At 69.3% G+C, this 21,341-nt stretch carries 18 protein-coding genes; 11 read left to right on the forward strand and 7 right to left on the reverse strand.

The features are described 5' to 3' along the window. Positions 1 to 207 precede the first annotated feature (207 nt). Positions 208 to 1,896 carry a winged helix-turn-helix domain-containing protein gene (locus ABFS34_08250; protein ID MEN8375424.1) on the reverse strand — a complete coding sequence of 563 codons (1,689 nt, stop codon included), beginning with the start codon at positions 1,894 to 1,896 and terminating at the stop codon, positions 208 to 210. Positions 1,897 to 2,135: 239 nt separating this feature from the next. Between ABFS34_08250 and ABFS34_08255 the strand changes: the two genes are divergently transcribed. Together ABFS34_08255 and ABFS34_08260 are read left to right on the forward strand one after the other, a co-directional pair. Beyond that, positions 2,136 to 3,512 carry a prolyl oligopeptidase family serine peptidase gene (locus ABFS34_08255; GenBank protein ID MEN8375425.1) on the forward strand — a complete coding sequence of 459 codons (1,377 nt, stop codon included), beginning with the start codon at positions 2,136 to 2,138 and terminating at the stop codon, positions 3,510 to 3,512. 189 nt (positions 3,513 to 3,701) lie between these two features. Beyond that, positions 3,702 to 7,115, forward strand: coding sequence for an amidohydrolase family protein (locus ABFS34_08260; GenBank protein MEN8375426.1), 3,414 nt, complete (start codon positions 3,702 to 3,704; stop codon positions 7,113 to 7,115). 4 nt (positions 7,116 to 7,119) lie between these two features. Here ABFS34_08260 and ABFS34_08265 read toward each other — a convergent pair whose 3' ends face one another. After that, positions 7,120 to 7,266: a DUF5670 family protein gene (locus ABFS34_08265; GenBank protein ID MEN8375427.1), complete on the reverse strand. Its 147-nt coding sequence runs from the start codon at positions 7,264 to 7,266 to the stop codon at positions 7,120 to 7,122. 76 nt (positions 7,267 to 7,342) lie between these two features. On the opposite strand from ABFS34_08265, the gene ABFS34_08270 reads away from it, so the two are divergent. Continuing rightward, positions 7,343 to 7,519, forward strand: a complete 177-nt coding sequence (locus ABFS34_08270; protein MEN8375428.1) for a DUF1272 domain-containing protein — start codon at positions 7,343 to 7,345, stop codon at positions 7,517 to 7,519. Between the two features lie 42 nt (positions 7,520 to 7,561). Here ABFS34_08270 and infA read toward each other — a convergent pair whose 3' ends face one another. Continuing rightward, positions 7,562 to 7,777, reverse strand: a complete 216-nt coding sequence (gene infA, locus ABFS34_08275) for a translation initiation factor IF-1 (protein ID MEN8375429.1) — start codon at positions 7,775 to 7,777, stop codon at positions 7,562 to 7,564. A gap of 193 nt (positions 7,778 to 7,970) precedes the next feature. Between infA and rho the strand changes: the two genes are divergently transcribed. Both rho and ABFS34_08285 read left to right on the forward strand, forming a co-directional pair. After that, a complete protein-coding gene (gene rho / locus ABFS34_08280; protein MEN8375430.1) occupies positions 7,971 to 9,116 on the forward strand; it encodes a transcription termination factor Rho in 1,146 nt (381 codons plus the stop codon). A 103-nt stretch (positions 9,117 to 9,219) separates the two neighbouring features. Beyond that, positions 9,220 to 9,831, forward strand: coding sequence for a nitroreductase family protein (locus ABFS34_08285; GenBank protein MEN8375431.1), 612 nt, complete (start codon positions 9,220 to 9,222; stop codon positions 9,829 to 9,831). Between the two features lie 4 nt (positions 9,832 to 9,835). Here ABFS34_08285 and ABFS34_08290 read toward each other — a convergent pair whose 3' ends face one another. After that, the gene (locus ABFS34_08290) at positions 9,836 to 10,771 is read right to left on the reverse strand and encodes an ion transporter (GenBank protein MEN8375432.1); all 936 of its coding nucleotides are present in this window, start codon (positions 10,769 to 10,771) and stop codon (positions 9,836 to 9,838) included. 8 nt (positions 10,772 to 10,779) lie between these two features. Next, positions 10,780 to 11,688 (reverse strand): NAD-dependent epimerase/dehydratase family protein, encoded by a 909-nt coding sequence (locus tag ABFS34_08295; GenBank protein ID MEN8375433.1) that lies wholly within the window; start codon positions 11,686 to 11,688, stop codon positions 10,780 to 10,782. A gap of 96 nt (positions 11,689 to 11,784) precedes the next feature. On the opposite strand from ABFS34_08295, the gene ABFS34_08300 reads away from it, so the two are divergent. Beyond that, a complete protein-coding gene (locus ABFS34_08300; GenBank protein ID MEN8375434.1) occupies positions 11,785 to 12,168 on the forward strand; it encodes a DoxX family protein in 384 nt (127 codons plus the stop codon). A gap of 17 nt (positions 12,169 to 12,185) precedes the next feature. Here the strand turns inward: ABFS34_08300 and ABFS34_08305 are convergent, their stop codons facing one another. After that, on the reverse strand, positions 12,186 to 13,505 hold the full coding sequence (locus tag ABFS34_08305) for a divalent metal cation transporter (protein ID MEN8375435.1): 1,320 nt from the start codon (positions 13,503 to 13,505) through the stop codon (positions 12,186 to 12,188). 126 nt (positions 13,506 to 13,631) lie between these two features. Between ABFS34_08305 and ABFS34_08310 the strand changes: the two genes are divergently transcribed. The 5 genes from ABFS34_08310 to ABFS34_08330 all read left to right on the forward strand — a co-directional run bounded on the left by ABFS34_08310 (position 13,632) and on the right by ABFS34_08330 (position 18,944). After that, positions 13,632 to 15,038: a M28 family metallopeptidase gene (locus ABFS34_08310; protein MEN8375436.1), complete on the forward strand. Its 1,407-nt coding sequence runs from the start codon at positions 13,632 to 13,634 to the stop codon at positions 15,036 to 15,038. After that, positions 15,035 to 16,126, forward strand: a complete 1,092-nt coding sequence (locus tag ABFS34_08315) for a Glu/Leu/Phe/Val dehydrogenase dimerization domain-containing protein (GenBank protein ID MEN8375437.1) — start codon at positions 15,035 to 15,037, stop codon at positions 16,124 to 16,126. The genes ABFS34_08310 and ABFS34_08315 overlap by 4 nt, the downstream gene beginning before the upstream one ends. A 43-nt stretch (positions 16,127 to 16,169) precedes the next feature. Then, the gene (locus ABFS34_08320) at positions 16,170 to 16,790 is read left to right on the forward strand and encodes a superoxide dismutase (GenBank protein ID MEN8375438.1); all 621 of its coding nucleotides are present in this window, start codon (positions 16,170 to 16,172) and stop codon (positions 16,788 to 16,790) included. A 100-nt stretch (positions 16,791 to 16,890) separates the two neighbouring features. Next, positions 16,891 to 17,451 (forward strand): CAP domain-containing protein, encoded by a 561-nt coding sequence (locus ABFS34_08325; protein MEN8375439.1) that lies wholly within the window; start codon positions 16,891 to 16,893, stop codon positions 17,449 to 17,451. Positions 17,452 to 17,531: 80 nt separating this feature from the next. Next, positions 17,532 to 18,944, forward strand: a complete 1,413-nt coding sequence (locus ABFS34_08330) for a Na+/H+ antiporter NhaC family protein (protein MEN8375440.1) — start codon at positions 17,532 to 17,534, stop codon at positions 18,942 to 18,944. A gap of 11 nt (positions 18,945 to 18,955) precedes the next feature. Here ABFS34_08330 and ABFS34_08335 read toward each other — a convergent pair whose 3' ends face one another. Further along, positions 18,956 to 20,995, reverse strand: a complete 2,040-nt coding sequence (locus ABFS34_08335; protein ID MEN8375441.1) for a M1 family metallopeptidase — start codon at positions 20,993 to 20,995, stop codon at positions 18,956 to 18,958. Positions 20,996 to 21,341 lie beyond the last annotated feature (346 nt).

Genomic DNA, 21,341 nt, shown 5'->3' on the forward strand with positions numbered 1-21,341 from the left:
AGTGGACGCTGCCCGGTGCGGCCGGCAAGCGACTGAACGCGCGCTAGTGTACCGTTGCAGAAGTCCCGTAGGCATTCGGCCCGCGCTGCATCCCGCGGCAGCGGCGTTGGAACTCCTTGCCGTAGCGACGGCTACGGCGCGTCGTTCCGCCTTGCCCCGCGGGCGCATCACGCGCCTCGGTGCACACGGGATTTCCGCGCCGGCACACTAGGAAGTGCGTCGCCGTCGAGGCTCGGGGGCCCCGTCGCTCTCGCCGAGCCAGGGCGCCAGCGCAGGGTGGTCCCGCACGGGCTCCCAGATCGGGTCTACGCGCAAGAGCGCCGGGGTCAGCGGCGACGTTCCTTCCAGGAGTGCCCGCACGATATCGGCGGCACGGTCGAGCTCACCCACCACCGCGAGCGTCTGGGCCACCTGAATCTGGATGACAGAGCCGATGAAGGCGTCTTCATCCAGTGGGAGAGCCTTCGTCGCCTCCTCCGCGCGGGCTAGCGCCCCCGCCCGATTGCCCCGACCGGCCTCCGCGGAGGCGAGCCAGGAAAGGCGCTGGCCGCGGTGGCTCTCGGCCCAACTGTCCTCGGCCAGCTGACGCTCGAGCACGAAGACCGCGGAGTCGTATTGGGCGCGCGCGGCTTCCTCCAGACCCCGGACCCGGAAGGCCTCTCCGAGGCTCAGGTAGAAGGAGCCGCGATACCCTTCGGGGCCCTCGAAAAAGGGTTCTCCCTCGATCGCCACGTGGCTCAGAACTCGCGAGAGAGCCTGGGAAGTCGCGAAGAGCATTCCTCGCCCGATCTCTTCTGAGCTTTCTTCTGCCAGCGCTGCGGCCCGCGCCACGTCTCCGTCCTCGCGCAGCGCATCCACAGGTCGAATGGCCCACGTTACCCAGTTGGTGGCGTCCAGGTCGCGTGCGAGCGCGATGAAGCGACGCGCCAGCTCGTGTCTCCCCATGTAGCGGGCCGTCGACGCGACCGCATAGGTGGCTTCGAACGAGAGCGGGTTGGCCTCGTGTGCCCTCTGCAGGGCCGCCATCGCGTCATCCCAACGGCCCGTGCGGCGGAGCGTTTTTCCCAGCATCAGGTCTATCTCCGCGTGACCTGGGCCGGAGTCGGCATCCCTGGCCCGTTCCAGCGCGGAGACCGCCGACGCGTAGTCGCGGTCGTGAAATGACAGCACGCCTCGGGTGAGCCAGACGTTGCCTTGCTCGACGCCCAGAGCCTCGGCGCGGCGCAGGTGGTGTCGGGCGGCGCGCGCCGCCTGCGGGCGACCGGAGTACCAGAAGAGCCTGGAGTGGGCGACGGCGAGTCGAGCCTGCAGTGCTCCGTTTGCGGGATCGCCTGCCGCCGCGGATTCCAGGTCGGCGATCGCCCTTTCCACCAGGCTCGGCTCGCGTCGGTCGAGCCGCGCCGAAGCCTGGGCCAGCAGCGCGCCGGAGCCGGCGGCGCCCGCATTCGCCTCAAGGTCGCGGCTCCACGTCCGGCTCGCCGGAACCACCAGCGCCAGCGCGAGCCCGCCGACGAGCGCGGCCCCGGCGATCGTCCCCGTTGCGCGGATCATCCGAGTGGGCGGCGCCTGCGCAGTGGAGTCCGCCCGTACCTCGACCGGACAGATGAAACGATATCCGCGCCGGGGCAGCGTCTCCACGTAGAGCGGCTTCCTCGGGTCGTCGTCCAGGGCCGCGCGCAGGCGGCGTACGCACTGGTTGATCGCCGGATCGACTTCCAGGAAGGAGTGCCCCCACAGGTGGGCCCGAATCGCCTCCCTGGAGACCACTTCGCCGCGGGACTCGACCAGCTGGAGCAGGAGCTGCGCGGTCTGCCGGGTGAGCGAGATCGCCCGACCGTTCCTCGTGAGTTGCATGTGCTGCGCGTCCAGCTGGAACAGCCCGAAGCGGTACGTCATCACAGATCCCCGCGTACTGTTGTGCGTCCTGCGCCTCCGGAGAATCGCTACGTGCCGGCGGCCGTCGCCGTTTCACCCCTGTCACCCATGTCGCCAACCCGCCAGCCTGTCGCGACTTCCGATGTCAGAGTCGTTACAGGCAGGCGTCGGCCCTCGCCAACTCCAGGCCACCTCCGACACCGTTGACCGCAGTCCGAGGACAGGATGTCCGGCATCCAGAGAGTCAGGAGCAGGGGGTCATGAGTTCCAGAATCATGCGTCGATGCGCCGCCAGCGTCGCGGCCGTGGCGCTAAGCCTCGCCGCGTGCGGCGCCGACAATCCCATAGAGCCGCGCGAAGTGGCTTCGCTAGCCATAGATCCGGCGGGTCCGCTCGTCTCGTTCGGTGAGATCCTCCAGCTGGCGGCGATCGCGCGCGCGTCGAGCGGCTCCGTGGTCTCCGCACAGGTATCGTGGGCGGGTCTCGATCCACAGGTCCTCACGGTGAGTCCCACGGGCTCGGCTACGGCGCGGGCGAACGGCTCGGCCCGGGTCGTCGCCACGGCATCGGGGATCACCGACACGGCGGTCGTGGTGGTCGAGCAGCGGGTCGCGGAGGTGCGGGTGCAGTTTTCGGCGATCGCGTTGGAGCTGCCCGGCGACACCATGTCGGTCACCGGCACTCCTTTCGACGCACGAGGCAACCTCGTCGCCGGGGCCGGTCCCATCACCTGGAGCGCGAGCGGCGGGATCGACGTGGACGCGAACGGGGTGGTCACCGCGACCGCCTTCGGGGTCGGCCAACTCACCGGCAGCTCGGGCGGCGGGTCCAGCACGGCCGACGTGGAGGTGATCGGTGACAGGTTCTTCCTGAGCGTCGACACCAAGCTGCGCTACGAGCTGGACCTGCCCGACGACTCGGGCGGCCCGTTCCCGGCCGTGGTCTGGGTGCACGGATCCGGCATGCTGGACCGCAACGCGCAGCGGCTGGGCACCGACCCCATGGTGCCCGAGGGACTCGCCGCCTTCCGCTACGACAAGCGCGGCGTGGGGGAGTCGGGTGGCACCTTCGAGAACGTCGGCCCGACCAACAGCTTCCGCACGCTCAACGTTCTGGCCGAGGACGCGGCGGCGGCCGCCCGTTTCGTCGCCCGTTTTTCCCAGATCGACCCCGACCGGATCGGCATGATCGGCAACAGTCAGGGCGGCTGGATCGTGCCGCAGGCCGCGCTCAAGGCTCCGCAGGTAGTGGGCTACGTGATGTTCTGGTCGGGACCCACGGTGAGCGTGGGGCTGGAGAACTTCTACAGCTCGCTGACCGCCGACCCGAACACCACCCTGGACGAGGCGTACGACAGGCTGAGCGAGTTCGACGGGACGCCGGGCTATGACGCGCTCGAGGACATATCGTCCCTGGATATCCCCGGGCTCTGGCTGTTCGGCGAGATGGACCGGAGCATCCCCATGCGGCTGGACGTCGTCCGGCTAAACGAGCTAGCTGGTCAGGGAAAGCCGTTCGAGGTCGTCACGTTCGAGTTCGGGGACCACTCCCTGGTGGACACGCGGACCGGGCAGTTCTTCAACGTATGGGCGGAGTACCTGCGCTTCCTGCGGGACAGGGGGTTCCTGGCACCCTGACGGCGGGCCGTCATCCCTCCGCGCGTGGAATCCGCCTCAGGGCGACGCGCGCTCGCAAACTCGTCCCGTACAACGTCCCGACGGCGCGAACCATCTATGCAATGGACGTGTTGACAGGAGCGGGCGGGGCCTTCCGTTTCCATGCGCTCCGCCGAGGGACGGACGACCCCCAAGTCGCGAGGATTGACGATGCACGTGCCGCACGGGACCACCCAGCGCCTTTTCCTCTACTGGTGCGCCCGCGCGCTTTTCGCCGTGCTGTTCGTGGCGGGGGCGCCCATCGCGCTGGCCGGCCAGGAGCCCGCCGATAGCTCCGAGCAAGCGGAAGACGCGGAGGAGAAGAAGAAGGGGCCGCTGCCACTGGAGCCGGGGCGCACGATCTCCGTCGACGTCACGGAGGGAACCTGGGTGTCGGTGGACGTGAGTCCCGACGGCCGGACGGTCGTGTTCGACATGCTCGGGGATCTGTTCACGGTGCCCGTCTCGGGGGGCGACGCGACGCAGCTCACGTCGGGAATGGCGTTCGACGCGCAGCCGCGGTTCTCTCCCGACGGGTCCCGGATCGCCTTTACCTCAGACCGCGACGGCGGCCAGAACATCTGGACGATGGCGCTGGACGGGACGGATACGACGCGCGTCACGAAGGGTGAGTCGAATCGCGCCGAGTCGCCCGAGTGGACGCCCGATGGCGATTATATCGTCGCGTCCGTCGGGGTCTTCCGGGGGCAGGGCCTGCCCAAGCTCAAGCTGTTCCACGTCGACGGCGGCAGCGGCGTGCAACTGGTGAAGGAACCCGACAACCTGAAGATGCTCGGCGCGGCCGTGTCCGGTGACGGCCGTCACGTCTGGTACGCTCGGCGCACCGGGGACTGGAACTACAACGCGCAGATGCCGCAGTACCAGATCGAGGTTTACGACCGCGAAACCGGAAATCGGTTCACGCGCACCCTCCGCTACGGTTCCGCGTTCAGGCCGACGCTGTCGCCGGACGGCCGCTGGCTCGTATACGGCACCCGGCACGAGGAGGACACCGGGCTGGTCCTGCGAGACCTGAGCGACGGCTCGGAGCGCTGGCTCGCCTACCCTGTTCAGCACGACGACCAGGAGTCCCGGGCCACCCTGGACGTACTTCCGGGGATGTCGTTCACCCCCGATTCGCGCGAGCTGGTCGCCTCCTTCGGGGGGAAGATCTGGCGCTTGCCGGTGGCGGGCGGAGACGCGGTCGAGGTCCCCTTCCGCGCCCGCTTCGAGCTGGAAACGGGGCCCGAGGTTGCCTTCGACCACCCGATCGAGGATACGCCGACGTTCACGGTCGCGCAGATCCGCGACGCGGCCCCCTCGCCGGACGGCAGCATGCTGGCGTTCACCGCGCTCGATCGTCTCTGGGTGTCGGACTCGGATGGCGGCAATCCTCGCCGGGTCACCGACGCCGACGTTGCGGAGCACTTCCCCGCCTGGTCGCCGGACGGACGCAGCCTGGCGTACGCCACCTGGGACGGGGAAGCGGGACACCTGTTCCGCGCGCGCGCCGACGGGGGCGGTTCGCCGACCCGCATCACCCGCGACGCCGGCACCTACTTCGCTCCCGCCTGGGGGCCCAACGACCGCATCGTCGCGCTGCGCGGGTTCGCCGAGGTGTTCCAGACGATCGGGGCGTCGGGTGAGTCGGCGAACGAGCTCGTCTGGGTCGACGCGGGCGGCAGCGACGGGCCGGTGACCCCGATCGCCCCCGCCGAGGGGCGCCGCGATCCGCACTTCGTGGAGGGCGTGGACAGGATCTATCTGTTCAGGCCCCCGGATGCGCTCGTGTCGATCCGCTGGGACGGCTCCGACGAGAAGGAGCACGTCAAGGTGCGCGGGGCGACCCCGGCCAATTTCCCGCAGGCGCTCACGCCCAACACCGTCCAGATGGCGCCGCGCGGAGACCAGGCGCTCGCGCTCATCCAGCGTCAACTGTACGCGGTCACCGTGCCGCGCATCGGCGTCGCGCCCACCATCAACGTGGGCGACCCCGACAAGGCGTCGTTCCCCGCGCTAAGCCTGAGCGAAATCGGCGCGGAGTTCCCCGCCTGGAGCGGCGACGGGCGCTCGGTACACTGGTCCCTTGCGAACGCCCACTTCTCTTTCGATCTCGACGCGGCGCGCGCGTACGCGGACAGCGTAGAGGCCGCCGAGCGAGCCGAGGAGCAGGAGGAGGCCGACGAGGAAGCGGCCGACTCGGTCGACGCCGAGGTCGAGGATGAGGTCCAGGAAGAAGGCGAGGAGGACGAAGAGGAAGACGAAGAGGAAGGGTACGAGCCGGCGGAGTTCCGGGTCCTGATCCAGGCGGATCGGGACATCCCCCGGGCCGCGGCGGTGCTGCGGGGAGCGCGCGTCATCACCATGCGCGGCGACGAGGTCATCGACAACGCCGACATTTTGGTCCGCGACAACCGCATAGCCGCGGTGGGGCCGAGCGGAGGCGTGGAAGTCCCCGCAGACGCGCAGGTGATAGACGTGTCGGGCACGACCATCGTGCCCGGGTTCGTCGATACGCACGCGCATCTGCGCGCCCGAGACGGCCTGCACCGCACCGATGTGTGGCCCTACCTGGCGAACCTGGCGTACGGCGTCACCGCCACGCGCGACCCGCAGACGGGCAACACGGAAGTATTGTCGTACGCCGACCAGGTGCGGGCGGGGACCGTGATCGGGCCACGCATCTACTCGACCGGCCCTGGGGTGTTCTGGCAGGACGGCATCAAGAGCGAGGAGGACGCGCGCAAGGTCTTGTCCCGCTACTCAGAATACTTCGATACCAAGACGATCAAGATGTACGTGGCGGGCGCGCGCAAGGCTCGGCAGTGGATCATCATGGCGGCGCGCGAGCTGGAGCTGATGCCCACCACCGAGGGGTCGCTCAACATCAAACAGAACATAACCGAGACGCTGGATGGGTACCCCGGACTGGAGCACTCGCTGCCGATCTTCCCGCTTTACGGAGATATGGTCCAGCTTTTCGCGGAGACAGGGCGGGTGTACACCCCCACGCTGCTGGTCTCCTACGGAGGGCCCTTTGCCGAAAACTACTTCTACAGCCGCGAGAATCCGCACGACGACGCCAAGCTTCGTCGCTTCACGCCGCACGACGAGGTGGACAGCCGCACGCTCAGGCGCGGCCAGTGGTTCCGGAGCGATCAGCACGTGTTCGAACGGCACGCGCGCTTCGTGAAGGATCTGGTGGAGGCCGGCGGCAAGGCGGGCGTCGGGAGCCACGGTCAACTCCAGGGACTGGGCTACCACTGGGAGCTGTGGGCCGTGCAGTCCGGTGGGATGGCCGAGCACGACGCTCTGCGGGTGGCCACGATCCACGGCGCGGAGGCGATCGGCCTGGCCAACGATCTGGGCTCCATCGAGCCCGGCAAGCTGGCCGATCTGGTGGTCCTTGAGGACAATCCGCTGGCGGACATCCGGGCCACGGCCCGCATCCGCTCGGTCATGATGAACGGACGGCTGTACGACGGCGATACGCTGGACGAGGTGTATCCACGCCGGAGGGCGCTACCCGACCTCTGGTGGTGGGACGACGAGCCGGTCGGGGTGCCCGGCGCCGCCGCCCGCTGAAACGTCAAGCCCGGCGACGGCCTCGAGCGAACCGGACGAGAACGATGAGGAACGCGAGGAGGGCGAGCAGGTGGACCATCGGTCCGCCCACGCCTTGAATGAATCCGAGTAGCCACACGGCCAGAAGTGCTACGACGACGATTTTGAACATCCGTTTCTCCGATTGGCGGGTTACTGCGTCTTGAAGTTCACGCCACGAGGCCCGATGGGAAAGGATGGGAGTTCCGGTGGCACTGGAAATGAGGACCGAGTGCGAGCGTTGCGGAGCGTCCCTCGGGCCTGACGAGGAGGCGTCCATCTGCTCCTTCGAGTGCACGTTCTGCGTGGCCTGCTCCGAGGGGATGGAGCGGGTTTGCCCGAACTGTCAGGGGGAGTTGGTTGCGCGCCCGAAGCGGGCACGCTGAGGGGAAACGGGGTGCCCCGGCCGGCGCTCGCCGAGCAGGCGCCTACTTGTAGCGGTAGGTGACCCGGCCGCGGCTGAGGTCGTAGGGGGACATCTCGATCTTCACGCGGTCACCCTCCAGGACGCGAATGTAGTACTTCCGCATCTTGCCGGAGAGATAGGCGAGGATGTTGTGCCCGTTGTCCAACTCGACGCGGAAATTCGCGTTGGGCAGGACCTCGGTCACCGTACCTTCCATTTCGATCGCGTCGTTAGCCATACACCTTTCTCTTTTCCTGTCGCCGCAAACCTCTTAGTATACCGAATCCGGAAGGCCCGCGACAATCGCGCCGTCAGCCGGCAAACGAGTCCCTTGGGAACCGCGATGCCCGCAGCGCGTGTTCCCTCGACGGCGCACCGCGCCGCGGACCGCCGCCGCCGAATCCGGCGGCGGATACCCCAAGAAATAAGAAGTGACCGTGTCGAACGAAGGCTTCCTCGGCGTGCTCGAAGTGTTGGGCAGCGGCTCCGGTTTCGTCAGAAGGCCGGACAGCGGCTACATCCCGGGCGACGACGACATCTACGTCAATCAGAAACTGATCCAGCGGTTCGGACTTCGGTCCGGGGACGAGATCACCGGTACGGCCGGCCAACCTCCGGGCCGCGGCAAGAGTCCGCCGCTGACGAACCTCCAGCTCGTCAACGACCACCCGCCGTCGGACATGGCGCGCCGCGTCCGGTTCACCAAGCTCGGCGCCAAGCACCCAGATAGCCAGTTGACGTTGGAGTGCGACCGCACGTACCACGGCGAGCCGGATCCCACGAACCGCATCATCGACCTGTTCTGCCCCCTGGGGAAGGGCCAGCGCGCCATGATCGTGGCGCCGTCCAAGGCGGGCAAGACCACGATCCTGCAGGCGGTGGCTGAGGGAATCGTGAAGAATCACCCCGCCTGCAAGGTGTTCATCGTGTTGGTGGACGAGCGGCCGGAAGAGGTCACGGAGATGGAGAACCACGGCTTCGGAGAGGTGATCGCCTCGAGTTTCGATCATCCCGCCGACAGGCACGTGTCCGTGGCCGAGATCACGCTGGAGAGGGCGCGGCGGCGCGTGGAGTTGGGCGAGGACGTGGTGATCATCCTCGACTCCATCACCAGGCTGGCGCGCGCCTACAACACTGTGGAGCAGGGGAGTGGGCGAACGCTCTCCGGCGGCCTGGACGCGAACTCGCTGGAGAAGCCCAAGCGGTTTCTGGGCAGCGCCCGGAACATCGATCCTTCGCAGGGCGGTGGCACGCTGACCATCATCGCCACGGCGCTGGTCGATACCGGGTCGCGCATGGACCAGGTCATCTTCGAGGAATTCAAGGGCACGGGGAACAGCGAGTTGGTGCTGGACCGGGCCCTGGCGGACAAGAGGATCTTCCCGGCCATCGACCTGCTGGCCAGCGCGACCCGACGCGAGGAGCTTCTGCTGTCGCCGGAGGCGCTGCGCGCGTCCACCGTGCTGCGCCGCGACCTGAGCCGCTCCAGCCCGGCCGACGCCATGAACGACCTGTTGGGCTTCATGCGGCGCACCAAGACGAACGACGAGCTGGTCAGGGCGATTCTGGGTGGTTGATTCCGGAGGCGGCGGCTCCGACGGCGCCGCGGCGGCCGGCCGGGACCGCCCCGCCGCCCGGTTCGTTCCGCTGTCCTCATACCGCGAGTACCCGCCCGAGGAGATGCGGGCGCGCGCGAAATCGTTCCGGGAGCAGGCCGAGAGACGCCGTACGGTCCGCTCCTTTTCCGATCGACCCATCCCCGACGGAGTGATAGAGGAGTGCCTGCGCGCCGCCGGCACCGCGCCGAGCGGGGCCAATCTCCAGCCCTGGCACTTCGTGGTGGTGCGCGATCCCGAAATGAAGGCGGTCATCCGGGTCGCCGCCGAGGAGGAGGAGCACCGCTTCTATGCGGAGCGCGCCCCTCCCGAGTGGCTCGAGGCCCTGGCGCCCCTGGGCACCGACGAAAACAAACCGTTCCTGGAGGCCGCGCCCTGCCTGATCGCGGTGTTCGTGCAGCGGCACGGAGTCACCGCGGACGGCCGCAAGGTCAAACACTACTACGCGGTGGAGTCGACGGGCCTGGCGACGGGAATACTGATCACCGCTCTGCACAACGCGGGGCTCACGACGCTGACGCACACGCCCAGCCCCATGGACTTCCTCAACCGGCTGCTGGAGCGCCCCGCCAGCGAGCGTCCCTTCCTGTTGCTGGTCACGGGATATCCGACCGAGGACGCGGTCGTGCCCGACATCCACCGCAAGCCGCTGGGCGACTACACGAGCTCCTTCTAGTCCACTAGCCGGCCCCAGGGGGTCGATCGCCGCGCTCCGGGGTTGGCGGCGCGTCCAAGTCCGCCTGGCCGGTTTCCGTATCGTGCTCGTCGGACAACGAGCCTCCGCAGCGCCTACAATGACGCGCATCGGCCTCGTGGTTGCCGAGTCCGCAGGAGGGGCAGACGCGGGCGTTCGCGACCAACCGCGTGGCGGTGGCGATCTCGACGCTGACGATGCCCGTCGGCACGGCGATGATCCCGTACCCCATGATCATCACCATCGCGGCGAGCAACTGGCCGAAGGGCGAGGCGGGGGTGATGTCCCCGTAGCCCACCGTGGTGAGCGTCACGATCGCCCAGTACATGCTGCGCGGGATGCTCGTGAAGCCCGCCTCCGGCCCTTCGATGAGGTACAGCAGCGACGCCACCACGACCGAGATGGTCAGCACCGTGAAGAGGAACACCGCGATCTTGTGGCGGCTGGCGCGCAGCGCCTGCGTCAGGATGTTCGCTTCACCGACGAAGTGCGCCAGCTTGAGAACCCGGAAGACGCGCAGAACGCGCAGGATGCGGATGGACAGGAGGTAGCGCCCGGCGGGGAAAAGCAGGCCCAGGTATGTGGGCAGAATGGCGAACAGGTCGATCAGGCCCAGGAAGCTGCCGGCGTATCGACTCCGGCTCTTCACGGCGAGAAGCCGGAGTACGTACTCGACCGTGAACAGGCCGGTGAATCCCCATTCGGCGAGCTGGAGCGTGCGGCCGTGCTCCTCGGCGATCCCCTGCACGCTGTCCAGCATGATCACCACGACGCTGGCCAGGATCGCCAGGATGAGCACGACGTCGAAGGCTTTGCCCGCGGGGGTGTCGTGCTCGAAGATGATCTCGAACGCGCGCGCTCTCCACGGCGAGTCCGGGTACGGCTCGTAGCCGCTGGTGCGCCCGCTAGGGTACGAATCCACTGTTCTCATCACCTCGGCGTCGCCTCCCGCCACTCGCCGTAGGCGCGCTCGACGCACGCCAGGTAGCTGCCGCAGCCGGGATTCCAGCCGATCTCGGCGGCGCGTTCGGTCACCATGACCTGATCCATCGTGAGGGCGTCCGCCACCGCTGCGAGCGAAGCTCGCCCCTGCTCCAGCGTCAGGTGCCGCACGCGGCCCTCCGCACCGGCCGCGACGCTGGCCGCGGTGGCGGCGTCGAGCGCGCGCACTGGCGCGTTGTCAACGCCGTGCACTACGCCGGTCGTCTCCGACTCCACCAGGGCTACGTAGAGCGCGCCGAGATCCGCCAGCTCCACGAACGACCAGTGGTTGGCGCCGTCTCCGACCAGGGGCACGGCGCCGTGCAACTCCGCGCCTCGGTACCAGTCCGCGGTGAGGGAACCCGCCCCACCGTAGACCAGACCGGGGCGCAGGACCACCGTGGTGGCGTTCGCGCCCGAGCCGGCCAGGACGGCGCGCTCGTGGGCCGGGCGCCAGCGCACCAGCGCCGCCGCGCCGTCCGTGCTCGCGTCCTCGGCGGCGGGTAGGCCGCCGGTATCGCCCAGGACCCAGCAGCCGGACGTGTACACGAATCGGCGAGCGGCGGCGCCCGCGTGGAGGGCCGCCAGAAAGGTGTCGACCGCCACGCGATCGGCGATCGCCTTGTCGGCGCCGTCAGCCATGGCCACGTGCACCACCACGTCGTGACGGGCGGCCTCCGCTGCGTACGTGCCGGAGACGCCGATGTCGCCCTGCCTCACGCGCGCGCCAAGGGCCTCGAGCCCGCCTCGCTTGTGCGGGCTCCTGAGCAGCGCCGTGACCTCATGGCCGGCGCGCAGCAGAGCCTTCGCAACGGCGCCGCCGATGAAGCCCGTCGCCCCGGTCAGAAAGACCCTCATCCATGTCCTCCATGGCGCCCGGCGGTTTTGACAGCCGTCGTGCTCGGACTTACCAGAACATCCCCCCGGATCCCCGTATCGTCGAAAGGAGGCACCGTGGACATCGTGGTTCCGGTCGGCCGCGTCCTGTTCGCATCGATGTTCGTCCTCGCCGGTATGAACCACTTCGTCAGCCACGCGGAGGTGACCCGCGATGCGCGCAGCAAGGGCGTGCCCGCCGCGGGTGTCATGATCGCGCTAACGGGGCTCATGCTGCTCGCCGGCGGCTGGAGCGTGTTGCTCGGCTACCGCGTGGACATCGGCGGCTGGATACTGGTCGCATTCCTGGTCCCGACCTCGTTCGTCATGCACGCCTTCTGGCAGGAGACGGATCCGGCTCGGATGGAGATCGAGCGGGCTCATTTCCTGAAGAACCTGTCCATGACCGGCGCCGCGCTGCTGCTCACCCATTTCGGGAGCGGACCCTACGGCATCGGCTGAGCGCCGCCCGCCGCCGGTCAGGATACGCGCGCGATCAGGTATACGATGCCGAACGCCGACATCGCGATGATTCCCACCCAGGCCAACGCGACCAGGCCCTTCCCGGGACGGTGGCGCTCGGGAACTTCCCGGCCCCGGATGACCCGCAGGTTCAGGTAACCGAGCACGGGAGCGGTCAGAAACGACACGATCGTGGCGAAGTCCGCCATGGTCGTGAGGGAGCCCGCGAACAGCGTGAGCACGATGGTCACGGCGACGCCCAGGCACGCGAGCGAGATCCAGTACCCGCGGCCGCCCCCGGCCTCCTCCGGGCTGGGCGGGCCGGCGGATTCGGCCGGCGCCGGAGGCACACCCTCGCGCAGCACGCGGATAGTCCTTTCCAGCGCGCGGGGGAAGCCGTCGATGACGGTCAGCGAAGTCGACAGCATGGTGGTCAGGACGGCGACCATGACGAAGGGCCTGGTCCACGCGCCGAGGGTGGCCTCGTACAGGTCGATCAACTGCAGCGAAAACTCGCCGCCCTGAGGGCTGAAGGCGGCTTCCGAGCCGAACATCACCGCCGCGCCGAGGATGACGAACGCGAACGCGAGCACGCCGGTGCCTATGTAGCCGACCAGGAAATCCGCCCGCGCCGCCTCTACGCTCGTCACGAAGCCGGTGCTGCGATCCTTCGCCAGGGTCCACAGCGAGCTCCACACAGACAGGTCTATGGCGGTCGGCATCCAGCCCGCCAGCGCGAGCAGAAACGCGAACGAAACACCCGCGTCGCCCCCGATCTCGGGAATGAGAGACAGCGTGGACACGTCCACACGCGGCAGCGCCACCGCGGCGGCCACCAGCGTGGAAGCGGCGAGCGCCGCGAGGATCAGCTTGAGGGCGGCGTCCAGCAGTCGATACCTGCCGACCGCCAGCAACGCGGCGCACGCTACGTACAGCGCGCCCGCCACCGCGGCGATGGGCCAGGTCAGGCCGAGCGTGACCCGTAGCAGGAAGGCGGTGAGCAGGATCACCGCCGCGTCCACCACCACCGAAGACACGAGCGTGATGGCCAGGTACAGCCACAGAGCCCAGCGGCCGATGCGCGCGTAGCCTTCGACCAGGCTCTGGCGGGTGGCCGCCGCGTAGCGTGGCGCGAACTCGAAGAACGGGTACTTCAGGACGAGCGCGGCCAGGATGACCCCAGCCAGCGCCAGCCCCGCCGACGCCCCCGCGCGGGTGGACTGGACCAGGTGGGAGACGCCGATCGCGGCGCCCGCCCACAACAGCCCCGGCCCCAGCGAGCGCATGAGCTCGTGGCCCGTCAGCCGGGGTTTGCCGGACGTCGTGGGTGCGTGCATGACCGGGCACGATGTGGCGGACCGGCGTGCTTCGCCACCTTCGGGTGGCCGCTGTGGCCTCGCGCGCGCGAGCGGTGCTATGCTTGGCGGTCGAGTAACGTGCAATCCAACGCAGGAAATGCGGTCATGAAGCTAGCTCCCATCGCGCGCGGGGCCATCACATGCGCGCTGTTCACAGCAACCCCGCCCGCCCTCGGCGCGCAGACGGGTCAGTCCGACCTGATGTCCGAGTATCGAGCGGTCGCCGATAGCCTGATCGACGCTGCGCTCGCGGACTCCGCCGCATGGAACCGCCTGGCGCATATGGTCGACCGGTTCGGACACCGTCTCAGCGGATCCGAAAGCCTGGAGCGCGCGCTCGACTGGATCCTGGAGGAAATGGCCGGTGACGGCCTGGAGAACGTGCGCGCGCAGCCGGTCGTGGTGCCGCACTGGGTGCGCAACGCGGAGTCCCTCGCGCTGGTGGAGCCGCGCGCCGCGGACCTGCCGATGCTGGGGCTGGGCGGGAGCGTGGGAACGCCCGCCGGGGGCATCACCGCCGAGGTGCTGGTGGTTGCGTCCTTCGACGAGCTGACGGAGCGCGCGGACGACGCGCGCGGACGCATCGTGCTGTACGACGTGCCGTTCACGACCTACGGCGAGACGGTGCAGTATCGCCTCAACGGCGCGATCGAAGCGGCGCGGGTCGGCGCCGTCGCCAGCCTGATCCGGTCGGTGACGCCGTACTCGATGCGGACGCCGCACACTGGCACGATGCGCTACGAGGACGGCGTGCCCCGCATCCCGCACGCCGCCATAACGGTCGAGGACGCGCTGAGGCTCAGGCGGCTCGCCGAGCGCGGAAGCCCCCCCGTAGTCCACCTGGAAATGGGCGCCGAGACACTCCCCGACGCCCAGTCGCGCAACGTCATGGCGGAGATCGTGGGCCGCGAGAAACCGGATGAGGTCGTGGTCATCGGCGGCCACATTGACTCCTGGGACGTGGGCGATGGGGCGATGGACGACGGCGGCGGGTCGGTCGTCGCGTGGGAGGCCGTGCGGCTCATGAAAGCGCTCGGGCTACGGCCCCGCAGGACCGTTCGAGTGGTCCTGTGGACCAACGAAGAGAATGGCCTGGGGGGCGCCCGGGCATACGCCCTGGGGCACGCGGATGAGATCGACCGAACGGTCCTGGCGATCGAATCGGACGCCGGAGTGTTTCGGCCCGTCGGCTTCGGCTTCACCGGCTCCGACGAGGCCTTCGACCTCGTGCGGGGCGTCGGCGAGCTGCTGGAGGGTATCGCGGCGGGCGAGGTGACGCGGGGCGGGGGAGGAGCGGACATCGGGCTTCTCATGCGAGGCGGCGTGCCCGGGATGGGCCTGCGCGTGGACCGCTCGCGGTATTTCTGGTACCACCACAGCGCGGCTGACACGTTGGACAAGCTCGACCCCGAGGAGGTGGCCCTGTGCGTCGCCGCGATGGCCGTCATGGCCTACGTGGTGGCCGACCTGCCGGAGGCGCTTCCGCGCGCCGAACCGGAGGAGGCCCGATGAGCGACTCTGGCGCATCGGGTTCGATGGACCGGCTCATGGAGGCCTGGCAGGGAGAGGCGGTCGTCAGCCGCTTCGACAGGCCGACCGGCACGTGGATCTTCATAGCGGTGCACGACACCAGCCTTGGCCCGGCGGTGGGCGGCTGCCGCATGCGCGCGTACCCCGCCCCGCACCATGGCCTGCGCGACGCCATGCGCCTCGCCGAGGGGATGACCTACAAGTGGGCCGGCATCGGCTTTCCGTTCGGGGGCGGCAAGTCCGTGCTCGCGGTTTCCAGGATCCTCCGGGGGCCGGAGCGCGAGGGCCTGCTACGCCGCTTCGGCGGGTTGCTCAACGTCCTGCGGGGCGGCTACGTGGCCGGCGAGGATCTCGGCACGACCCCCGAGGACATGTCGATTCTCGCCGAGGAAACTCAACACGTGCACGCGCGTCCGGGCGAGCTGCTGGACCCCGGTCCGTACACCGCCCTCGGGGTCTTCGCCGGGATCGAGTCGACGGTCACGCACACCGGTGCCAACGCGGGGGTGATCGAGGGCCTGCGGGTCCTGGTGCAGGGGGTCGGCGACGTGGGCGTCCCGTTGGCGCGCATGCTCGCCGAGCGCGGAGCCAAAGTCCTGCTGTGCGACCTGGATGAGGCGCGAGCGAGCAGCCTGGCCGGCGAAATCGGAGGCGAGGTCGTCGTCGCCGAGGAGGCCTACGGTCGCGAGTGCGACGTGTACGCCCCGTGCGCGGTCGGCGCGACGCTCAATCCCGGTACGGTGGAAGAGTTGGCGTGCGCCATCGTCGCCGGGTCGGCGAACAACCAACTGGACAGCCCGCGCGTAGCGGACAGGTTGGCCGAAAGAGGCATCGTGTACGTGCCGGACTACATCGTGAACGCCGGCGGCGCCACGGCGCTTCCCCTGGTGGCCGAAGGCGCCACCGAAGAGCGCATTCGCGAGCGCGTGCTCCAGGTGGGCGCCACCGTGTCCGACATACTTCGCCGCGCGCAGCAGAGCGGCGCCACGCCCGCGGAAGCGGCCGACGAGCGCGTCAGGGAGACGCTCGCCCGCGCGGCCCGGGGGGAGTTGCAACTCACAGTATCTTGATGACCAGCCAGTCCCAGACGAGACACCCCAGAGGAGGCGATTGATGTCCTATCCGTTCGAGCTGCCCGATCTCCCCTACGCGCACGACGCGCTGGAGCCGCACATCGATGCGCGCACCATGGAAATCCATCACGGCAAGCACCACGCGGGCTACACGGCCAAGCTGAACGCGGCTCTCGAAGCCCACCCGGACCTGCACGATCGACCCATCGAGGATCTGCTACGCGGCATCGAGTCCCTGCCCGGGTCCGTCCGGGGCGGCGTGCGCAACAACGGCGGCGGGTTCGCGAACCACGCGCTGTTCTGGAGCATCATGTCGCCCGGCGGCGGGGGCGAGCCCGGTGGCGGGCTCGCCGAAGCGCTTGCCGGCGCCTTCGGTTCGTTCGACGCCTTCAAGGACGAGTTCTCCGCGGCGGCAGGCGGCCGCTTCGGGAGCGGCTGGGCGTGGCTCGTCGTGAACGACGGGGGAGGGGCGGAGGTGTATTCCACGGCGAACCAGGATAGCCCCTACATGAAGGGGCACACGCCCATCCTGGGCCTGGATGTCTGGGAGCACGCCTACTACCTGCACTATCAGAACCGGCGTCCCGACTACGTGCAGGCCTGGTGGCAGACGGTCGACTGGTCCGCTGTCTCGCGCAACTGGGAGGCGACGCGCGGTTGAGCGGCACCCGGTCCCGGTAGCGGCGTTGGCGGGGTCGGCCGATCGGTCGGCCCCGCGGCGCCTCCGGAACAGACTCCGGGCCGCCGGTGAATCACCACCCATGTCTTCCGCGTCAGCGCCGATTGGGTGGGTCACCGCCCTCCTGCTGGTCGTCGCCTGCGCTCCCGCGGGGCCGCGCCGCAACGCGACCCTGCCCGCGAGCCCGGCCGGCCCGACCTCCGCGCTCCCAGCGCGGGACCACGCGCCGGACGCCGAAGATACCGAGGCGGCCGAAGCGACTCGTCCGGCGGTCGATCCAATGGTCGAGAGCATGATCGACCTCGTGAACGGGCACCGCCGGACGGTGGGCTGCGGCGAGTTGAGGTGGGACCAGGACCTTGCGGGAGTTGCACTGAAGCACAGCGAGACCATGCGCGATGAGGGCTTCTTCGACCACGTGGACTCGCGCGGACACGACGCGTTCGATCGCGTTCGCCGGGCCAACATCGCTGGCTGGACGATCGTGGCCGAGAATCTCGCTCTCACGCAGCGGCCACCGGAACACGTGCTCCGCATGTGGCTGGACAGCCCCGGCCACCGGGAGAACCTGGAACGCTGCACGCTGCGTCGGCACGGCATCGGCCGCGCCGACGGTTTCTGGACGCACGTCTTCACCGGCTGAGCGCTTGACGCTCGACGGTGGAGCCCGGTAGCCTCCCGGCTCCGACTCACCCTGACCGCGCCCCCCGAACGGCGACCCCGATGACAGATCTGGGCTGGATTTCGCTGCTGCCGCCGCTGCTCGCGATCGCGCTCGCGATAGCGAGTCGTCAGGTGTATTTGTCGCTCGCGGCCGGCATCTGGCTGGGGGGGGCGATCCTGGAGGGTTGGCACCCGTTCGCGGGGCTGGCGCGGGCGGTCGACATGACGGTCGCCGTGTTGGCGGACGCGGGGAGCGCCCGCGCGATCCTGTTCACGCTGGTCATCGGGTCGTTGATCGCGACCGTGGAGAGCGCCGGCGGCGTGCGCGGGTTCGTGAACGAGATCGAACGCCGGTCGCTGGTGACCAACGCCCGGCGGGCGCAACTGCTGCCCTACATCCTCGGCATCCTGATCTTCATCGAGTCCAACATTACGGTCCTGGTGGCCGGCGCCATCGGGCGCCCGCTGTTCGACCGCTTCCGGGTGTCGCGCGAGAAGCTCGCCTACATAATCGATTCCACCTCCGCGGCCGTGTGCATCATGATCCCGCTGAACGCCTGGGGAGCGTACGTGCTTGGGCTGCTGGGCGGGCTCGGGGTCGCCAACCCGCTGGTCACGTTCGGGCGCTCGATGCCGTACAACTTCTACGCCATCGGCGCCATCGTGCTGACCGGTATCGTGGTGTCCACCGGTTGGAACATCGGGCCCATGCGGCGGGCGGAGGAGCGCTCTCGCGAAGGCAGGGTGCTTTCCGAGGGAGCCTCGCCGATGGTGGATCCGGACGTCATCTCGCCGGAGCCGGACGCGGGCATCGAACCCAGGGCGCGCAACATGATCCTGCCGATCCTGGCGATGGTGGCGATGATGCCGGTGGGGCTCTACGTGACCGGAGGCGGTGACGTGCGCGCGGGGTCCGGCTCGACGAGCGTCCTGTGGGCGGTGCTGTTCGGGCTGGCGGTCTCCTGGGCGCTTCTGCTGGGGCAGCGCGCGATGCGCATCGACCGTCTCACGCAGATCGCCATCAAGGGCGCCGGCGGGCTGATTCCCATGGCGGTCGTGCTGCTTCTCGCGCTCTCGCTGGCGGACGTGGCGGAGGCTCTCGGCACGGGCGCCTACGTCGCGCAGGTGGTGACCGGGCGGCTCGCCCCCGCGGCGCTGCTGCCGCTCATCTTCGTGGTCGCCGGCTTCACGGCGTTCTCTACGGGCACAAGCTGGGGCACGTTCGCCATCATGATGCCGATCGCCGTGCCCACGGCGGTCACGCTCGGCCTGCCGGTCGCGCCCTTCGTGGCCGCGTCGCTATCGGGCGGAATCTTCGGCGATCACTCCTCCCCCATCAGCGACACGACCATCATCAGCTCGATGGCGTCCGCGACCGACCACGTGGATCACGTGCGCACGCAACTGCCCTACGCGCTGATCGCGGGCGGGGTGGCCGCCGCCGCGTTCGCGATCGCGGGAGCGACCATGTAGCGGACCGCCGTTCAGGTCGTGGGGGGCTCCAGCACGTTGTTGGACCGGTCGACATCGGGCCACGCCATGGAGGGCGACGCCTCTACCCGCGTGGGCGGCGCGCCGGGCTCCAGTAGCAGGGTGGCGGTGCGGTGTCCGAGCAGCCAGCGCTCCACGGGGACCATCAACTCCACGGTGGAGCCGTCCGCGCGCGTGACCGAAACGGGCACCGGCAGCGGCGCGTCACCGAGGTCGCGAATGGTGATCCTCGCCGAGCCGTCCTCGAACACGCTCATGCCGTCCACGGAGTGGTCCACCGTCCAGGTCTCATCGTAGAAGCTACCCCAGAACCAGCTCAGGTCGCGTCCCGTCACGTCCTCCATCGTGCGGAAGAAGTCCCACGGATAGGGGTGTTTGAATCGCCAGCGCGCGTGGAATTCCCTGTATGCGGCCTCGAACCGTTCGTCGCCGAGCACGCCGCGAAGCAGAGCCAGGAGGGTCGCCGGCTTGCGGTACGAAGCGATCACGAAGCCCGGCCCCGGCACGTGGTAGTCGGACCGCGTCATCATGGACCCCTCGGCCCCCGCTCGGGCGCCGTCGATGTAGGAATCGCGGTCGGGCTGGTCGTGGTCGACGCCCGGGTAGAACTCCTTGCGGGACTGGTTCTCCAGGAAGCTGGTCATGCCCTCGTCGATCCACGAAAAGCGCCGCTCGTCGTTGGCCAGCAGCATCGGCACCCACATGTGCGCGATTTCGTGGGACGTGACGTAGTAGAGAGCGCTGTCGCCCGCCTGGTTGTAGTCGCCGATGAGGGTCATCATGGGAAACTCCATGCCGCCGCCGATGATGCCCGCGCCCTCCACGACCGACATGTGCGACCACGGATACGGCTGCCCCGTGAACCGCGAGTGGAAGGCCACGGCGTGCTGCGCGTAGCGCCACACGTTGGCCCAGCGCGGCGCCGCCTCGCGCCAGATCGCGTCCACCCGCGCCCAGTCCTCCGCGCCGTCGCCGTCCCGGTCTCCCACCGAGGATCGGGCGGCGTCCCAGTTGGACGCGCGCGTGGCGCTGAACGCGATGTCTCGGACGGAGTCGGCGCGAAAGCTCCAGGTGAGCCAGCCGTCCGCGGAGGTGAGCGTGGCCGATCCGTGGTCGGCCGGCGTCACCACGTTCACCACTTCGTCGCTCGTTTGGGCGCTCAGCAGGCGCTCGCGCACGTGCGGCGCGAGCACCGCCTCCGGGTTCTGCAACTCGCCCGTACCGACCACCACCCATCCCTGGGGCAGCGTGACGGAATACTCGAAGTTGCCGTATCCCTGGTAGAACTCGGCCCCCAGGTACTGATCGGTGGCCCAGCCGGCGATGTCGTCGTAGACCGCCATGCGGGGGTACCAGTACGCCAGAAAGAGGAAGTCGTCGCGACTCCAGCCCATGCGCCCGCTAACCCCCGCCTGCGGAATCGTGAAGCCGTAGTCGATGTCGATCCGGGCGCTGGCGCCGGGCGCCAACGGGACCGGCAGCCGGATGCCCATGACCGAGCCGTCGACCTGGTAGGCGGGCCCTTCACCCAGCGCCCCGGCGGTCAGCTCGGCGCCGTCGACCGAGACGCGTCCCAGGGACACGCCTCCGGTCACTTCCATCGTTTCCAGCCGACGCGCGCCGCTCGCGTGTGCGTTCTGCGTGAGCTCGAGCACGACCACGCCCAGCGTGTCCGGCGAGCGGTTGTGGTAGTCCATGCGCAGGGAGGCCTCCAGCCGCTTCGAGTCGGGATCGACCCGTACGTCGATGGAGTGATCCGTCCACTGCTGCCAGTACGCGGCCCCGGGCGCTCCCGACGCGGACCGGGTGCCCGCCTCCTCAGCGCCCCGGTACACGGCCGACGGCGTGAGTTCGCGGGCGATGGGGCGTGGTGGCGGCCAGGCCGAGAGAGGGTCCGTCTCCGCCGCCGGCTGCGGCGACACCGTGGCGGGGGACCCGGCGCAGGCCGATGAGAGCGCCGCCAGCAGCGGCAGGATGGCCAGGCGCGGGTCGCGCGCCGACGGGAACGCACCACGAAGGGGTGCCGAGATCATGGTCTCTCTCCTTGGGACGAACGCTGCGTGCATCATGGTCCATCTATCGCCGTGCGAATACCGCCGTGCAAACGTCGGGCCCGCTCTGGAGCGGGCTCGCCAAGCGGCGTCGGAGGCGCTCACCAGCGCCGCCCCCGTCCTCCGTCTGGACACGCGGGCGGGCGCGGCCGTTGCGGTCGTCCGGCGCGCTGTCCACGCCAGGGGACGCACGAGCGACCTGACGGGGCGACACGGATGCGCAGCGGTGACCGCGAAGGCGCCGCGGGCAGCGGACGCTTTGTCCCCGTACCGTGCGGCAAAGTGCCGTTCGGGGGTTCATGGCACCGGCCTTGCACGCAAGCCCAAC

The organism is Gemmatimonadota bacterium (assembly GCA_039715185.1).
In the GTDB taxonomy this organism is placed as follows: Bacteria; Gemmatimonadota; Gemmatimonadetes; order Longimicrobiales; family RSA9; genus DATHRK01.

Excerpts from the sequence above, each read along its gene's own strand:
- ABFS34_08250 (MEN8375424.1), bottom strand. The coding sequence starts at position 1,896 with ATGACGTACCGCTTCGGGCTGTTCCAGCTGGACGCGCAGCACATGCAA.
- ABFS34_08255 (MEN8375425.1), top strand. The coding sequence starts at position 2,136 with ATGAGTTCCAGAATCATGCGTCGATGCGCCGCCAGCGTCGCGGCCGTG.
- ABFS34_08260 (MEN8375426.1), top strand. The coding sequence starts at position 3,702 with ATGCACGTGCCGCACGGGACCACCCAGCGCCTTTTCCTCTACTGGTGC.
- ABFS34_08265 (MEN8375427.1), bottom strand. The coding sequence starts at position 7,266 with ATGTTCAAAATCGTCGTCGTAGCACTTCTGGCCGTGTGGCTACTCGGA.
- infA (MEN8375429.1), bottom strand. The coding sequence starts at position 7,777 with ATGGCTAACGACGCGATCGAAATGGAAGGTACGGTGACCGAGGTCCTG.
- ABFS34_08285 (MEN8375431.1), top strand. The coding sequence starts at position 9,220 with ATGCGGGCGCGCGCGAAATCGTTCCGGGAGCAGGCCGAGAGACGCCGT.
- ABFS34_08295 (MEN8375433.1), bottom strand. The coding sequence starts at position 11,688 with ATGAGGGTCTTTCTGACCGGGGCGACGGGCTTCATCGGCGGCGCCGTT.
- ABFS34_08305 (MEN8375435.1), bottom strand. The coding sequence starts at position 13,505 with ATGCACGCACCCACGACGTCCGGCAAACCCCGGCTGACGGGCCACGAG.
- ABFS34_08310 (MEN8375436.1), top strand. The coding sequence starts at position 13,632 with ATGAAGCTAGCTCCCATCGCGCGCGGGGCCATCACATGCGCGCTGTTC.
- ABFS34_08315 (MEN8375437.1), top strand. The coding sequence starts at position 15,035 with ATGAGCGACTCTGGCGCATCGGGTTCGATGGACCGGCTCATGGAGGCC.
- ABFS34_08320 (MEN8375438.1), top strand. The coding sequence starts at position 16,170 with ATGTCCTATCCGTTCGAGCTGCCCGATCTCCCCTACGCGCACGACGCG.
- ABFS34_08325 (MEN8375439.1), top strand. The coding sequence starts at position 16,891 with ATGTCTTCCGCGTCAGCGCCGATTGGGTGGGTCACCGCCCTCCTGCTG.
- ABFS34_08330 (MEN8375440.1), top strand. The coding sequence starts at position 17,532 with ATGACAGATCTGGGCTGGATTTCGCTGCTGCCGCCGCTGCTCGCGATC.
- ABFS34_08335 (MEN8375441.1), bottom strand. The coding sequence starts at position 20,995 with ATGATCTCGGCACCCCTTCGTGGTGCGTTCCCGTCGGCGCGCGACCCG.